General features: G+C 66.0%; 10 protein-coding genes. 2 read left to right on the forward strand and 8 right to left on the reverse strand.

All coding sequences use genetic code 11. The features are described from left to right. Window positions 1–18 precede the first annotated feature (18 nt). Window positions 19–1,659, forward strand: coding sequence for a fatty acid--CoA ligase (locus AC6A67_RS01820; RefSeq protein ID WP_498034811.1), 1,641 nt, complete (start codon window positions 19–21; stop codon window positions 1,657–1,659). 245 nt (window positions 1,660–1,904) lie between these two features. Here the strand turns inward: AC6A67_RS01820 and AC6A67_RS01825 are convergent, their stop codons facing one another. From AC6A67_RS01825 to AC6A67_RS01850, 6 genes are all read right to left on the reverse strand, one after another. Continuing rightward, entirely contained in the window at window positions 1,905–3,494 is a 1,590-nt protein-coding gene (locus AC6A67_RS01825) for a sugar ABC transporter ATP-binding protein (protein ID WP_498034812.1), read from the reverse strand. Next, window positions 3,487–4,623 (reverse strand): SMP-30/gluconolactonase/LRE family protein, encoded by a 1,137-nt coding sequence (locus tag AC6A67_RS01830; RefSeq protein WP_498034813.1) that lies wholly within the window; start codon window positions 4,621–4,623, stop codon window positions 3,487–3,489. The genes AC6A67_RS01825 and AC6A67_RS01830 overlap by 8 nt, the downstream gene beginning before the upstream one ends. Window positions 4,624–4,625: 2 nt before the next feature. Further along, window positions 4,626–6,821 carry an ABC transporter permease gene (locus AC6A67_RS01835; protein WP_498034814.1) on the reverse strand — a complete coding sequence of 732 codons (2,196 nt, stop codon included), beginning with the start codon at window positions 6,819–6,821 and terminating at the stop codon, window positions 4,626–4,628. Window positions 6,822–7,188: 367 nt separating this feature from the next. Beyond that, on the reverse strand, window positions 7,189–8,241 hold the full coding sequence (locus AC6A67_RS01840) for a sugar ABC transporter substrate-binding protein (RefSeq protein ID WP_498034815.1): 1,053 nt from the start codon (window positions 8,239–8,241) through the stop codon (window positions 7,189–7,191). Window positions 8,242–8,582: 341 nt separating this feature from the next. Next, on the reverse strand, window positions 8,583–9,593 hold the full coding sequence (locus AC6A67_RS01845; protein ID WP_498034816.1) for an ABC transporter permease: 1,011 nt from the start codon (window positions 9,591–9,593) through the stop codon (window positions 8,583–8,585). Window positions 9,594–10,638: 1,045 nt separating this feature from the next. Next, window positions 10,639–11,166, reverse strand: a complete 528-nt coding sequence (locus AC6A67_RS01850) for a hypothetical protein (RefSeq protein ID WP_498034817.1) — start codon at window positions 11,164–11,166, stop codon at window positions 10,639–10,641. 539 nt (window positions 11,167–11,705) lie between these two features. Between AC6A67_RS01850 and AC6A67_RS01855 the strand changes: the two genes are divergently transcribed. Beyond that, the gene (locus tag AC6A67_RS01855) at window positions 11,706–13,355 is read left to right on the forward strand and encodes an FAD-binding dehydrogenase (protein ID WP_498034818.1); all 1,650 of its coding nucleotides are present in this window, start codon (window positions 11,706–11,708) and stop codon (window positions 13,353–13,355) included. A gap of 292 nt (window positions 13,356–13,647) precedes the next feature. On the opposite strand, the gene AC6A67_RS01860 is transcribed toward AC6A67_RS01855, so the two are convergent. Together AC6A67_RS01860 and AC6A67_RS01865 are read right to left on the reverse strand one after the other, a co-directional pair. Then, complete coding sequence (locus AC6A67_RS01860; protein ID WP_498034819.1) at window positions 13,648–14,256, reverse strand: hypothetical protein; 609 nt, start codon at window positions 14,254–14,256, stop codon at window positions 13,648–13,650. 122 nt (window positions 14,257–14,378) lie between these two features. Beyond that, window positions 14,379–15,458 carry a zinc-binding dehydrogenase gene (locus tag AC6A67_RS01865; protein WP_498034820.1) on the reverse strand — a complete coding sequence of 360 codons (1,080 nt, stop codon included), beginning with the start codon at window positions 15,456–15,458 and terminating at the stop codon, window positions 14,379–14,381. Window positions 15,459–15,474 lie beyond the last annotated feature (16 nt).

Here is a 15,474-nt window from a genome sequence, read left to right on the forward strand (position 1 = left end):
GCCAGGGAGGCACAACGCATGAACTCGCAACAGCCCACCTCGGGGCTGGCGCCATCGCGCCCGCAGGCAACATTGCCCAGCGTCAAACCGACCGATTTCGCCACGCTGGGCGACGCGGTGCGCGGCCAGGCGGCGGCGCGGCCCGACGCCATCGCCTATGAATTCGAGGGCAGGCAAACCAGTTTCGCGCAATTGCACACAGACACCAACCGCATCGCCAATGGCCTTGCGGCGCTCGGGCTCGGCAAGGGCGACCGCATCGCCTGGCTGGGCAAGAACAGCGACGATTATTTCGCCTTGCTGCATGGGGCGGCCAAGGCCGGCGTGGTGCTGACGCCGGTGAACTGGCGACTGGCGCCGCCCGAGAGCGCCTATATCATCAATGACTGCGGGGCGAAGGTGCTGTTCGTTGGTCCGGAGTTCATCGATCTCGCCCGGCGGCTGGCGCCGGAGCTGCCGCAGGTGACGACCTTTATCGCCGCTGAGGGCGGGGTCGCTGACTGGCAGGATTTCCGCGCCTGGCGCGACGCGCACAGCGACAGCGATCCGCAGCACCAGGCCGATCGCCATGACGTGACCATCCAGCTCTACACCTCCGGCACCACCGGCAGGCCCAAGGGCGCCATGCTCTCGCACGCCAATCTGCTGCATATGGTGCAGGCGGGCGCAGGCCCCGACGCGCCGGCGTGGAACGCCTGGTCGCCCGAGGATGTCGCCTTGCTGGCCATGCCCAGCTTCCACATCGGCGGCGTGCAATGGGGCGTCAACAGCCTCGCCTTTGGGGCCAGGGGCGTGGTGGCGCGGGAGTTTGACCCGGAGAAGGTGCTGGATTTCTTCGAGCAGTCGGGAATCAGCCGCATCTTTATGGTGCCGGCCGCCCTGCAGATCGTGGTGCGCCAGCCGCGCGCCGCGCGCGCCGATTATTCGCGGCTCAAGACCATCTTCTACGGCGCCTCGCCGATCCCGGCGGCGCTGCTGCGCGAATGCATCGACACCTTCGGCTGCCAGTTCGTTCAGGTCTATGGCATGACCGAAACCACCGGCTCGATCGTCGCCCTGCCGCCCGAGGACCACGTGGAGAACAATCCGCGCATGCGCGCCGCCGGCAAGGCCATGGCTGGCGTTGAACTCGCCGTGCTGGGCGAGGATGGCGCGCCCCTGCCCTCCGGCCAGATCGGTGAAATCGCCACCCGCTCCGGCGCCAATATGGTCGGCTACTGGAACATGCCCGAGGCTACCGCCAAAACCGTGGACGCCGACGGCTGGCTGCGCACCGGCGACGCCGGTTTCCTCGACGACGACGGCTATCTGTTCATCCAGGACCGCATCAAGGACATGATCATCTCCGGCGGCGAGAACGTCTATCCCGCCGAAGTGGAGAGCGCCGTCTGCGACCATCCCGACGTCGCCGAGGCGGCGGTGATCGGCGTGCCTGACGACAAATGGGGCGAGACGGTCAAGGCGGTGGTGGCGCTCAAGCCTGGCCGCACGCTGACGGCGGAAGAGCTGATCGCCTTCGCCCGCACCCGCATCGCCGGCTTCAAGGCCCCCAAGTCCATTGACTTCATCGACGCATTGCCGCGCAACCCCTCCGGCAAGATCCTGCGCCGCGAACTGCGCGCCCCTTATTGGGAAGGCCGCGACCGCCAGGTCAATTGAGGCGGTTCAGGCGCTCTCGTTCTTCAAGCAAAAAACCCGGCGTCGTTGAGACGCCGGGTTTTTTGCGCGTGCTGGGACCGATTGGGTCGGGCGTGGCCCGTCAGCGCGCCATCGCGCCCAACCGCATGACAAGGCCTCGCCTCATGCCAGAACCCGATGAGTATGACTCATTGGGCTCTGGCTAAGCCCATGCGGCGCCCGAGCATTTCAGGATGCGGATGCGTCAGCATCTTCGCATCCTGGTATCAGTGGATCGCCGCATACATGATCTTGTGCTCATCCGCCTCCTCGGCGTCGAGCTCGGCGGCGATGCGGCCCATGCGGGTGACGAGGATGCGGTCGGAGACTTGCAGGATCTCTGGCAGATAAGACGAGATCACCAGCACCGCTTTGCCCTCATCCGCCTGCTTGCGGATGGCGGCGTGGATTTCCGGAATGGCGCCGACGTCGACGCCGCGTGTTGGCTCGTCGAAGATCACCACCTGCGGATCCTGGGCCAGCGCCTTGGCCACCACCACCTTCTGCTGGTTGCCGCCGGACAGCTCGATGATCTTCGCCCGGCTGTCGAGCGCCGCGATGCGCAGGCGCTGGATCAGCTCCTGGGCGACCCGGTTGCGCTCCTTTGCGTTGAGCAGGAAGCGCCAGCCCTGCTTCGTCGCCAGCCGGCCGATGTAGATGTTGTCGTCGATCGCCATGGTCTCGAAGAAGCCGTCGAGCTTGCGGTCTTCGGTGATATAGACGATGCCATCGTTAATGGCCTGGCGCGGCGTGCGATAGCGGATCGGCTTGCCGCGCAGATAGATTTTGCCGCCATTGATCAGATTGCGCTTCAGCGCCCCGGCGACCACGCGGGCGATCTCGGTGCGGCCAGAGCCGATCAGCCCCGCCATGCCGACCACTTCGCCGGCGTAGAGGGTGAACGACATGTTTTTCACCGCCGTGCCCATGGTGACGTTCTCGACGCTTAGCACCTTTTCGCGGGCTGCTGCGGCGGCGGCGCTTTTCGGGGCGCGCTGCGGCCGTTCCTGGTTGACCTCGCGGCCGACCATGTGGCGAACGATATCGGCGCGGGTCAGCTCGCTGGTCGGGGCGGTGATGACATGCTTGCCATCGCGCAGCACGGTGACCCGATCCGAGATCTTCAGCGCTTCTTCCAGCGCGTGCGAGATATAGATGATGGCGACGCCGCGGGCCCGCAGATCATCGATGAGATGGAAGAAATGCATGATCTCTTCCGGGGTCAGCGTCGCGGTCGGCTCGTCAAAGATGATCACCCGGGCCTGGTGCTTGACGGCGCGGGCGATCTCCACCATCTGCCGCCGCGCCGCGCCCAGCGTCGCCACATAGGCCGTCGGCTCCACATGGAAGTTCAGCGATTGCAGCAATTGCTGCGCCTGGATGTTGATGGAGCGAAAGCGGGCGATGACCGGCTCGTTGCCCAGCTCCAGATTCTGCGCCACCGTCATGGTCGGCACCAGCGAGGTCTCCTGGTAGACCATGTTGATGCCAGCGGCGAGCGCGTCCGCCGGGCGGGCGAAGCGCACCACCTGGCCGTCAATGGCGATGTCGCCCGAGGTCAGCTCGATCGCCCCGGCGATGGCCTTGCACAGGGTGGATTTGCCGGCGCCGTTCTCGCCGACCAGAGCGTGCACCTCGCCGGGGTAGAGATCAAAGCTCACCCCCTCGATGGCGTGCACGCCGCCATAGATCTTGCTGCCGCCACGCACTTCGAGCACCGGCGTCCGCCCGCTGGCCTGGGCCGCCTTGCCCTTATGGCCCAGGTTGTGGGCGGTGGTGTCGGCGCCGTTCATGGCTTCGGTCTTTACGTCAGTCATGGCGCGCTCCCTGTTCTGCCTGCCCATCTGCGTCGCCAACCAGCAATTGCCCGAGCGCCTTCGACGCCACGATCAGCCGGCCGCCGTCTTCAACGACGCTGACCACGCCATGATTGGCGCCGCCGACCCGGCTCTGGATGCTGCGCTGGAACGCGCCCGTCGCATCGATATGTCCGACAAAGCCATAGGAGCGCGGCGGGGCCCACGGCTTGAGAATGCCAAGCTTGCGCATGCCGCCGCCCTGCAGCGGCTCCAGATAGCTGCGGCCTGAGGCATATTGCGGGGCGATCCACAATTCCGGGCTGATCGTCGCCATCATCTCGGTGCGGAAGCTGTCTTCGGTCAGCACCAGCTCAACCAGATGGGTGCGCAGGGCGAACAATGTCAGCCAGAAGCCGCCGTCGGCAGTGGCGGTGAGCCGGCCCGCATAGCCCGGCAGATTGCCGATGACGATCTCACGCGCCCCTGGGGCGCCGTTGCGCCATGGCGCCCGGCTGACACGGTGCATCCAGCTCTCGGTGAACCACAGCGCGCCATCGGCTTTCGAGAACGCCACGCCATGTGGATAGTGCAAACCGCTGAACACGATGCGGGCGTTAGCGAGACGGGCGTCGCAGCTGACGATGACGCCATCGGCGCGCTTGCCCATCAGGTCCCACAGCCAGTCAGCGTGCAGGCGGCGGCCGCCATTGGCCAGCGCAATGCCGCCATCGGGCGCCACCGCCACAGCTGTCAGGCAAACGAGTTTTTCGCCGCCTGCCTCGGTGAGCCAGCTGATGGCGCCATTCTCGCCGATCGCCGCCAGACCCTTGCCGGCGACGCAGACCAGCAGGCGATAATCCGGATGCACCGCCAGCGCCCCGCAGGGGGCGTCGAAGCGCGCCACCAGTTCGCGACGGCTGGCGTCATTGGCCGGAACGAGGCTGACGCTGTCGCCATGGGCGACATAGAGCCCCTGCGGCCCGATCACCATATCCTCAACGTCACCCAGATCGGGGTGAAGCGGCGTGAAGGCGTCAAGCGCGCTATTGGGGCTGAGCGGGCCATCCATGGAGGGAATGGCGTGCTGGTCGCGATCGGGAAACAGGATCTGCTCCAGATTGCGGAGCATGTGCGAAAAGAAGGCCATGCTCAGACTCCCTGCCCTGCTGCGGATTTATTGGCCCCCGCGTCAACTCGCTTGCCCCAATAGGAGTTGAGGCCGGTCCAGTTCGGGTCAGCGCCCTCCAGCCTGACGCGGCCAATGCGGTTATTCTCGAGGCCGCCGATATACAGCCAGCCCTTGTGCTCGCGCATCGAGGTGATGGCCGGATGCAACTCGCCGGTGGGGTCCCACAGGCTTTCAACCGCATTGCCATTGGCGTCGAACTTGATGATGCAGCCGTTGTTCAGGCCCGGATACAGCCACTCATCGCGCGGGATCTCCTTGACCATGCGCAGGCGGAAGTCCGGGCTGCGCATGGCGAGGTCGTAGGCCGGCGAGCGGATGCCGGCCAGCGCCAGCCAGTAGCCGCCGTCCGAGGCGCGGTTGATATTGTCGGGATAGCCCGGGAGGTTGTCGGCGAAGGTCTCAAGCTGGCCCTTCTTTGGGCCAGCGATCCAGTAGCGGAAGATCTTGCACAGCCAGGTCGAGCAATACAGCACCGACATGCCGTCATGGGCGACGCAGACGCCATTGGGGAAGCGCTGGTTCTTGATGATGGTGCGGGTGGTTTTGGTCGCCGGGTCGTAGCAGATCATGCGGCCATTGCCGCGCCCTTCGATGCCATCCATGTCCCAGGAGTGCATCTCGTAGCGGATGGTGGCCTCGGAGAAATAGATCTTGCCGTCAGGGGCGATGTCGAGATCGTCGGCGAGGCGCAGGCGCGAGTCGTCATTGAGCTTGCCCCAGGTGCGGTTGGTCTCATCCGTCACCTTGAACACCTCGCCGCTGGGCCGGACGCCATAGACGCCCATGCCGCCGGAGCAGACGATCAGATTCTCGTCGCGGTCGAAGGCCATGCCGAGCGGACGGCCGCCGATGCGGGCGAAGATCTCGCGCTTCTCGAAATTCTCGCCGGAGAACCGCAGGATCCAGCCCTCGCGCGTGCCGGTGTAGAGCCTGTCCTGGCTGTCGAGGATAACGTCCTCGGGTCCTTCCACCTCACCCAGGCCAATAGCCTCTGCGTTGGCCAGCCGGTCATTTTCGGCAAAAGGCGAGCCGGTTCCACGGGCGATCGACGGCGTCGGCGCCAGCTTCAGCCAGGTCGGATTGACGTAGATCTTCTGGATGGCCTTGCCGCGGTTCTTGGCCCATTTGACGTCGATGCCGACGGCGATCAGCAGCACGAGCCCGAGCGCCGACAGCGTGAGATAACCCTCCAGCCCCAGCCGCACGAAGCCATTGATCAGCAGGAAGACGATGATGGCGCCGAGGGTGGCGCGGAACACCGTGCCGCGACCGCCGGCCAGCGAAATGCCGCCGAGCACCACCGCCGTCAGCGCCTGCATCTCCCAGCCGACGCCGGTGTCGGAGCCGGCGCTGTTCTGGCGTGCAGCGTAGAACAGGCCCGCCAGGGCGCAGAGCACGCCCGACAGCACATAAGCGTTGAACAGCACCCGCTCGACGCGGATGCCCGCGTGACGCGCCGCCTTGCGGCTGGAGCCGACCGCCGTGATATGCCAGCCCCAGCGCGAGCGGCTGAGATAAATGTGGCCAATGACAATGGTGACCAGCAGCGCCACGGCGTTGGTCGGCACGCCGAGAATCTTGCCGGCGCCGAGGAAATCCCAGGCGGGACTTTCAATGTCAGAGGTGGCGAACTCGGTGGCGTATTGGCCGCTGATAATGTCGAACACCGCCCGCAGGATGATCAGCGTCACCAGGGTCGTCAGGAATGGCCGCGCCTTGAGATAGCCGACGAGGAAACCGTTGATCGCCCCGAGCCCTGCCCCGACCAGCAGCGTGCCGATGGCCACCACCGGCACCGGCCAGCCGAAGATCTTGAACATGATCAGCGCCGCCAGATTGGTGACGGCGAAGATGGCGCCGACGCTGAGGTCGATGCCGCCGGAGATCATCACAAAGCCCATGGCGATGGAGACGAGGCCAATCTCGGCGAACAGGCTGAGCATCTGCTGCAGATTGTCGACAGACAGATAGCCCGGCACCGTGGTGGCGAAATAGCCCAGCAGCACCAGCATCAGCGTGAATGGAACCACCGGCTCCATCCAGTTCTTGGCCAGCAACTCCGCCAGGAACAGCTTGAACGAGAAGCGGTGCCGCAGGGCGCGCAGCCTGTCGCTGAACGGGGCGCTGACGGGGGGTGGCGACGTCGTAACCGACATGGGGCGTTTCCTGTTGGGCTTTTGCTGCGGGCGCCGGGCCTCGCGCCCCATACAGGGCGCAACGCCTCAGACTGTCCGGCTGACGGCGCCCGCCCGTGCAGGCAGGCGGCGCCGGGCGCAGGCGGTCAGGCGCCAGTTGCGGCTGTCCATGACCGGTGCAGGCTGGTTGCTCCGGCGTTCAGGCGCCGGTTGTGCGAGGCGGCGAGGCCACACGGTCCGTCGCGATGTCAAGGGATCGCGCGGCTTCGCCAGTGTCGTGAGCGCATCTCAACCGGGCAGATGACGCCGCTGATGGCCGAGGATGCAGATTGCGGCTACGGGCCCCGGCCCATGGCCAGGGACCCACCCGCCAGAGCCAAAGCGGCGCTTATTTGGCGCGGGCGCTGTAGCAGGCGTCGCCCTTGCCGCTGTCCTTGTCGAGCATCACCAGCTGGCTGAAATTGGCGATGTGCTTGGAGCCTGGCTTGTCGCCATTCTGCAGCAGGAAGCTGACGGTCTGGATGATGTCGTGGCCCTGCAGGCGGGCGTTGTAATTGAGATATTTGTACAGCAGGCCCTGTTGCAGCATGTCGCAATCGGCGGGACCACCCTCACCGGAAGCGTAGCTCTTGACCTGGTCGATCTTGCCGGCGGTCTTCAGCGCCTGCGAGGCGCCGCGCTGCATCACGCCCCAGAAACCGACGCTGGCGCACAGATCAGGGTGCTGCTGGATCACCGATGAGGTGATGTCGAGCGCCTTGGTGGCGTCCCAATTGGCGGCCTGGTTGGAGACGACCTTGATGCTGTCGTCCTTGTTCAGCACCTCCATCAGGCCGGCCAGCTGGTCGAGGCTGGCGGTGGCGGTGAGTTCGCCCTGGATGATCTGCACCTTGCCCGACGTGCCGGAGCCCTTGCCGCAGGCCTTGACCACGTCCTCGCCCAGCGCCTGGCCGATGCGGACGAAGTCGCCGCCGACATAAGCGTCGCCTGGATAGTTCGAGGCCATATTGACCTGCACCACATAGATGCCGGCTTCATTGGCGCGCTTCAGCTCGCGGGCCAGCAGCTGCACATTGGGGTTCTGCACCACCAGCACGTCGACCTTCTCGCCGATAAGCGCCGAGACGGCCTGCAACTGGGCGCTGGCGTTCCAGCCTGGATCACGCACCACCAGCTTCATGCCGAGCTTGTCGGCCTCCTGCTTCATCTGCGCCGTCCATTCGTCGGCCAGCGGCACGCCGAGCGTCACCGGCACCCAGCCGATGGTCTTGCCCTTCAGCGCCTTGTCGAACTTCGCCTGCATTTCCATGGCGTTCTTCGACGGCTTGGGCGCTTCAGCAGCGACGACGGCTGTGCTCGCCAGCGCCAGCGCGCAGGCGCCGGTCAGCAGGCCGCCGACGGCGCGGCGCATGAAGCCTTTATGGGTTGATGTCGCGGTCATGTGGGCCTCCCTGTGTGTTGTCCTTCGGCGCAAAGCGCCGGCGATCACGACGACAGACACTGGCTGCATCTGGCGGTCGGTGCGTTGCAGCGCTGGGCGCTGTCTGGTGTTGTGGGACCTCCGCTGGGCCTCCTGGCGTAGCGGAGCATCAATGTCGTGGTCGTCGTAGCCGCCTTTATTGGGGCTACCCGGGCTTGAGCCGCCCCACCCTTGAGCCGCGCCCAGGGGCTTCCGGCGTCATCCCAGGTCGCGAATGTGCTGACGCATCCGCCACCTGCGAAGCTCAGGCGCCGCCCGGTCTTGACCAAAACCCGATGAACCATGCTTATCGGATTCCGGGATCAGTCGCCCTGCCGCGCGGTTTCCTCGTCACGCGGGTGCAGACGATTGTCGAGAATGATCGCGCCGAGCAGCACGAGGCCGCGCACGATATCCTGCACCTGATTATTGACGTTCATGATGGTCAGGCCGTTGAGCAGCACGCCGATCAGCAGCGCGCCGACCAGAACGCTGAACACGCTGCCGCGGCCGCCGACGAGGCTGACGCCGCCGAGCACCACCACCAGCACCACGTCAAAAATCATCGTGCCGGTGATGATCTGCAGATTCATGCTGGCGGTCGACGCCGCCGAGACGAGACCAGCCACCAGGGCCAGCGCCGCGGCCAGCATATAGGCGATGATGGTGTCGCGGCGGACGTCGACGCCAGTCAGCCGCGCCGTATCGGGATTGTCGCCGCGGGCATAACTGAAGCGACCGGGCGTGGTGCGCGACAGGAACAGATGCATCAGCACGGCGGCGATGGCGAAGACGATGATCGGCATTGGCACGCCGAACAGCTTGCCCTGCCCCAGAAACAGAAAGGCGCTGGCGTCGGCTGGCGGATAGATGAGAACCGTCTTGAAGGCGAAGCGCGCGATGCCGAACACCAGCAACGACATGGCCAGCGTGGTGAACAGCGCCGGAACCTCGACGAAAGCGATGGTCCAGCCATTGACCAGGCCGATCAGCAGCGCGACGACAAGGCCCGCCAGCAAGGCCAGCGGCAGGCCGTAACCCGCGCCCAGCGCCGCCATAACCGTTGCGGAACCCGCAGCCATCGCGGCGATAAGCGACAGATCGAGGCCGCGTCCGATCACCACCAGCGCCATGGCGAGGCTGAGGATGCCCAGCACCGAGACGCTGCGGGCCAGGGTGAGCATGTTATGAATGGAGGCGAAGCCTGGCAGCATGATCGCAAAGGCGACGATGAGCGCCAGAGCGATGCCAAGGATCGCCAGCTCCTGGGACTTGAACGAACGCCGCACCGGCGCGGCGCGCTGACGCCCGATGGTGATGTCTGCCTGGCTCATATCCTCACGCCCTCTCGCGTCGCGCTTGCGCGCGACAGACGCAGGATGGTGGCGGCGACGGGCCGACGCAGTCCGTTGCCCGGACCCGTTGTGGCCTGCGCCGCCAGCGCCATCTGCGCCCATTGCCTGTGTGGCGGCCAGCATCATGCGCTTTCTGAACGGCTGCATCGGTGAACGGCGGCTGGCGCCAGTTCATGATGGGCCGCGCCGCGCACGCGTTGGCAACGCACATCAGGACGCCAGGGGCTATCGGTCAGGCGAACACATCGCCCGCCAGCAGCTTCTCCTGCGGCGTCCCTCCCTGTGCTGGATTACGTCATGCCAATCACCCAAAGTACAATAGTAAATTTTGTATATCGGCATAAGCGAGATTTATTGGTCCGCCCTGGTTACAGGTTGTGGGCGACTTACGGCCAAGTCCTCGCACGGCCAACACCTGCCGTCATCAGGCCCGCTGTCTGGCCTGAATGCTGGCCGTGTAGCTGCGACCCGGGAAACAGTATGAAACGCAGCGTTTGATCAGGCGTCGTCAGCCATGCGGCGTGGGGTGGCGCGGCAGGCGCAGCCGCGCGGATATACCGGGGCTCGCAGATTCTGACGTATTCGCGGCCGGAAAAGCGCAATCGCCGCATGGGCTTGACCAGAACCCGATGCGTCATGCTCATCGGATGCCGGTATTCGCCCCGATGTATCGTGGGCTGGCCGCAAGACGTCGGATCACTGATCCGTGGCGAAATCCCGGAAGACCCGGCTGCCCCCGATGGCTGGGCCCATGGCGTGCGTGGCCTTCACATGGGCCTTCACATGGGCCTTCACATGGGCTGGGGGACCTTTTCGCGCAAAGCCTCGCGCACGCAACGGATCATTCCAGACGCGTTCTTGCGCGATGTGTTCTTGCGCGGCCGTTGTTTGGCGGCAAGCCTTGCCCAAATCGCCTCTGTGACAGCTAAGCAGCAAGACGCCACGTCCCCCACGCCACATTTTTATGTCCTGAGCGGCGTGGCGCCAATGGGATCAGATATTGCCCGGCTTGCAGACCCCTCGCTCAGCGCAGGGCTGGCAATGCGGGCGTCTGGTTTTCATCCAGCCGGGCGCTGCGATGTTTCTCCGCCATCTGCTCCATGAACTGGAAGGCGATGGCGCAGTTCTCGGCGGATGGCTGCTGGGCCAGCAATTCGGCCTTGTTCCAGCACCCCTTGCGGACCACGCCGGTCACCCTACGCTCCGCTTCCCATATCTCCCGGCGCGCCTCCAGTCGGGCCCCGGAATTGTCCAGGAAGGCGGCGCAAGCATTGGCGAGCTGCCAGTTGCGATACAGGCGCAACAGGCGAAGCGTGTTCGGATCGGAGGTGCGCGCCAGCGCCACATCAGGATTGCTCCTGAGGAAATCCAGTTGCTCAGCCGCGGTCATATGCGCCGGCGTGGTCTCTGACCTGCCAGGCGACGCCAGCACGGGGCGCGATCCTGAGCCTGGCTGCGCCAACGCCGACGGCGTCATCAGGACGTGCGACCACACGACGCCTGTCGCCACCAGCGCAAGCGCTGTCATCAGGCTATTGCGGCGCTTCACCATCAGATCACCCCGTATCCATGCGGCCCTGCGGCAGCAAAATTGTCCGGACGTCGCCCCTGTCATAACGCACTCTCGCCAGGCGGCAATGCACAGCGACATCGTATGCGCCGCGTTTTCAACCGGTTAATGGCCACTTCGCTTTCAACCACAGTCATCCGCATCATTGATGCCGCATTAAGCATCACTCTCGCTTGTATACAGGCCAGCAATGACCTTAAGGCGCGCTGGCTTATGTTCCAACGCGACGAAAATGCGCCGTTTGTCTGGGACCCCGTTCCGCCGCCTCGCGCAACGCCGAACCAATGATCATGATCACCGCTTGTCAATTTAGCTATTAAAGTTAGCTAAATGCAAGCGGCGGCGCGCCATGGCCCGGAGCAGCTGCGTCCTTGCTCATGTCGTTCAACAATCCTCGCCGCCGCCCCAGCCCGCCCTCTCCCCCGACCAAGGTCGCGTTGCAGCCGATGGCCGGCGCTGCCACAGTTTTTGTGCGGCGGCCTGAGCAGCCATGGGCAGGGAAACGACGGTGGAGAAACCAGATGGCTGATGCAGACGCCATTGTCATCGGCGCGGGCCTCGCCGGGCTGGTGGCCGCGACCGAGCTGGCCGACGCCGGCAAATCGGTGATCGTGCTGGAGCAGGAGCCGCGCCAGAATCTCGGCGCCCAGGCGTTCTGGTCGCTGGGCGGCCTGTTTCTCGTCGATACGCCCGAGCAGCGCCGCATGGGCGTTCGCGACAGTTTCGAGCTGGCCTGGCGGGACTGGCAGGGCTCCGCGGCGTTCGATCGCGACGAGGACGCCTGGCCGCGTCGTTGGGCCGAGGCCTATGTCGCCTGGGCGGCGGGCGGCAAACGCGACTGGCTGCGCGCCATGGGCCACCGCATCTTTCCCGTCGTCGGCTGGGCCGAACGCGGCGATGGTCGCGCCACGGGCCACGGCAATTCCGTGCCGCGCTTTCACATTACCTGGGGAACCGGGCCTGGCGTCGTCGCGCCCTTCACCCGCCGGCTGCTTGAGGCGGCTGATCGCGGCCAGATTCGCCTGTGCTTCCGTCACCGGGTTGATGGCCTGATCCAGACGGATGGCGCGGTGACTGGCGCCCATGGGGCCATTCTCGCCGATGATGACGCGCCGCGTGGCGTCAGCAGCAATCGCCAGATCGTCGGGGAATTCCGCTTCGCCGCCGGGGCGGCGATCGTCGCCAGCGGCGGCATCGGCGGCGACCTCGACCTGGTGCGCGCCGCATGGCCGGCCCGGCTGGGGGCCGCGCCGCGCCGCATGGTCGCCGGCGTGCCCGCCCATGTCGACGGGCGCATGCTCGGGCTCAGCGAGGCCGCCGGCGCCCGGGTGATCAACCGCGACCGCATGTGGCATTATGTGGAGGGCGTGCAGAATTGGGACCCTGTGTGGCGCAACCACGGCATCCGCATCCTGCCCGGCCCCTCATCGCTTTGGCTCGACGCCCATGGCCAGCGGCTGCCGCCGCCGCTGTTCCCCGGCTATGACACTCTCGGCACGCTGGCACATCTGCGCCGCAGCGGCGCGGATTATTCCTGGTTCATCCTCACCCAGTCGATCATCAAAAAGGAATTCGCCCTCTCAGGGTCGGAGCAAAACCCGGACCTCACCGGCCAGAACTGGCGGCTGGCGCAGCGGGCCTTCGGCAAGGCCGCCACCGGCCCGGTCGAGGCCTTCAAGGCCAAGGGCGCGGATTTCATCGTCGCGGATCGCATCGACGATCTGCTGGCCCGCATGGCGCAACTGGCCGGCGACGGCCTGCTCGACGTGGCGCGCGCCATGGCGGAGGTCACCGCCCGCGACCAGCAGCTCGATAATGCGTTCAGCAAGGACAGCCAGCTGATGGGCGTGCTGAATGGCCGGCGCTATCGCGGCGATCGCCTGGTGCGCACCGCGCGTCCGCATCGGCTGCTTGATCCGCGTCACGGGCCGCTGATCGCCGTGCGTCTCAATATATTGACGCGCAAGACGCTGGGCGGGCTGGAGACCGATCTCGACGGCGCGGCGCTGGACGCAGGCGGCGCTGTTATCCCCGGCCTGTATGCGGCGGGTGAGGTAGCGGGCTTCGGCGGCGGCGGCATGCACGGCTATCGCGCGCTGGAGGGCACATTCCTCGGCGGCTGCCTGTTCTCGGGCCGGCAAGCCGGTCAGGCGGCGGCGCGGGCGACCTGATGCCAGAACCCGATGAGCATGAATCAGCGGATTCTGGCTAAGCCCGTGCGGCGCCTGAGCATTTAAGGATGCGGATGCGTCAGCATCTTCGCATCCTGATACGAGCTGCGGACGTCGCGGCCCGCGGTCATTTACCCGGCGCATATGGGGCCGCACGCGCTTGCGCGGCGCCCCGTGCGCATTCCTTGTCACGCCTGGCCAGAGCCCCTGACAGGCGACGACGCAAATGCGACGACGACCAGCGGCGCGCCCCGTTGATCGCCAGCAACGTCGTGGTCGCGACGGCGCTCGTTCAGAACTTGCGCGGCGTCAGCACGATTTCGGTCGCCTGGGTGAAGGTCAGCGTCACCAGCTCGCCCTTCTTGAGCTTCTTCAGCGCGACAGCGACCGCCGGATCGACGACGCGCACGGTGCGCGGACCCTCGGGTCCAACGAACGACACCGTGCCCTTGCTGTCATCCAGGCTCTCATATTTCACCGTGGCGATCACCCGACGCACGATCCAGCGGCCCGGCAGGCCATTGAACAGGCCGACATCGGTCGCGGCCTCAAACTGGATATCGGGCTTGGCCGACTTTGGCGGCGCGACCGAGACCAGGGCGCTCTCGACGCTATTGATCGTCAGCTTGTCGCGCGGGCGCACGGCGGCGAGGCCAACCGCCTCTTCCGGCACGGTGATGCGCCACTGGTGGCCCGCCTTCTGCACCACGAGGCTGCGCGACGGCAGATCGACCGAGACGACGCGCACTTCGATGCTGTCGACTTCCACGGCGCCAATGCCACGCACATCAACCTTTGCCGGGGCGCCCTGGGCCATCGCGCCCTGCGGGGCGACGGCGATTCCGGCGAGGGCGAGGCCAGTGACGGTGGCGACGACCATCAGCGGACGCGATGCGAACATGAGTTTCTCCTTGGTGCAGCACTGTGGCCCGCAACATCGGCGCAGCGGGCCAGCGAACATTGACCATGGCGTGGCTGCAACACACGCCCATGAATATGGGGCAGACGCACGTTTTCCGGCGGCTAGCGACTGGGATTGATGATGATCTTGACGTGCTCGCCCGCCTGTTTGGCCAGCTGGAAGGCCATGGGCGTATCGGCCAGCGCCGCCTCCATGGTCAGCGCGGCGCTGGCGTCGATCGCGCCGCTGGCCAGCCGCTCGAGGGTCAGCGCGAACTCTTCCAGCGTATAGGCGAAGACAAACTCCATGCTGAGCTGCTTGTTGATCGCCATCAGCGGCTCGATATGGTCTTCCTCCATGCAGGCGCCGACCACGACGATCCGCGCCAGCGGCGGCGCGCCCTCGATCACCGCCTGCAACATGCCAGGCGCGCCGACGCATTCGAAAATCAGCCCTGGCCGCATCGCCGCGACGCTGGCCAGCGCCAGGCCACGGCCCGCCAGCGTCGCCGGGACATTGTGGCGCTCCCACAGGCTAAACGGGCTCTCGTCAGCCGGATTGACCGCCACATCGGCTCCAAGCGCCAGCGCCGCCTTGCGGCGCACCGGCGAATAGTCGCTGGCGATCACCGGGCCAAGCCCACGCGCTTTCGCCGCAGCGATCACCGCAAGGCCGACCGGGCCACAGCCAAGCACCATCACCACGGCGTCGTCCGGCGCCGCCGCTTTGGCCACCGCATGCTCGCCTACGGCGAAGGGTTCGGTCATGGCGGCGTGGCTGGAGGGCAGATGCTCGGGCACCTCCAGCAGCATGGCTTCGGTGAGCACCATGCGCTCGGCGAAGCCGCCGTTATAGGTGTTGGAAAAGCCGATCAGTTCGGCGCCGCGCGGCCCGATGGCGAAGGGCATGGCGACGACGCGCGCGCCCGCCTTGATGCGTCCTTCCGTCTGCGGGCCATGGGCGATGACCTCGGCGCAAAACTCATGGCCGAACACCACGCCGCGCGATGGATCAAGGCTGGAGGCCGAACCGGCGCGACGGCCGAAACTGGCCATACGCTCGAGATGGTCGAGGGCGTGCAGATCAGAACCGCAGACGCCGCAGGCCAAGGTTCGCACCAGCGTCTGCCCAGGCCCCGGCACAGGCTCCGGCCAATTGCTGTCCAGCTCCAGTCGACCATCCCGTCGCACGACCGCTCGCATGGCGTCCTCCTGTCCG

Source organism: Camelimonas sp. FR25 (assembly GCF_059740505.1).

Bases quoted from the DNA above. Each gene is read 5' to 3' on its own strand.
- AC6A67_RS01820 (WP_498034811.1), top strand. From the start codon at position 19: ATGAACTCGCAACAGCCCACCTCGGGGCTGGCGCCATCGCGCCCGCAG.
- AC6A67_RS01825 (WP_498034812.1), bottom strand. From the start codon at position 3,494: ATGACTGACGTAAAGACCGAAGCCATGAACGGCGCCGACACCACCGCC.
- AC6A67_RS01830 (WP_498034813.1), bottom strand. From the start codon at position 4,623: ATGGCCTTCTTTTCGCACATGCTCCGCAATCTGGAGCAGATCCTGTTT.
- AC6A67_RS01835 (WP_498034814.1), bottom strand. From the start codon at position 6,821: ATGTCGGTTACGACGTCGCCACCCCCCGTCAGCGCCCCGTTCAGCGAC.
- AC6A67_RS01840 (WP_498034815.1), bottom strand. From the start codon at position 8,241: ATGACCGCGACATCAACCCATAAAGGCTTCATGCGCCGCGCCGTCGGC.
- AC6A67_RS01845 (WP_498034816.1), bottom strand. From the start codon at position 9,593: ATGAGCCAGGCAGACATCACCATCGGGCGTCAGCGCGCCGCGCCGGTG.
- AC6A67_RS01850 (WP_498034817.1), bottom strand. From the start codon at position 11,166: ATGGTGAAGCGCCGCAATAGCCTGATGACAGCGCTTGCGCTGGTGGCG.
- AC6A67_RS01855 (WP_498034818.1), top strand. From the start codon at position 11,706: ATGGCTGATGCAGACGCCATTGTCATCGGCGCGGGCCTCGCCGGGCTG.
- AC6A67_RS01860 (WP_498034819.1), bottom strand. From the start codon at position 14,256: ATGTTCGCATCGCGTCCGCTGATGGTCGTCGCCACCGTCACTGGCCTC.
- AC6A67_RS01865 (WP_498034820.1), bottom strand. From the start codon at position 15,458: ATGCGAGCGGTCGTGCGACGGGATGGTCGACTGGAGCTGGACAGCAAT.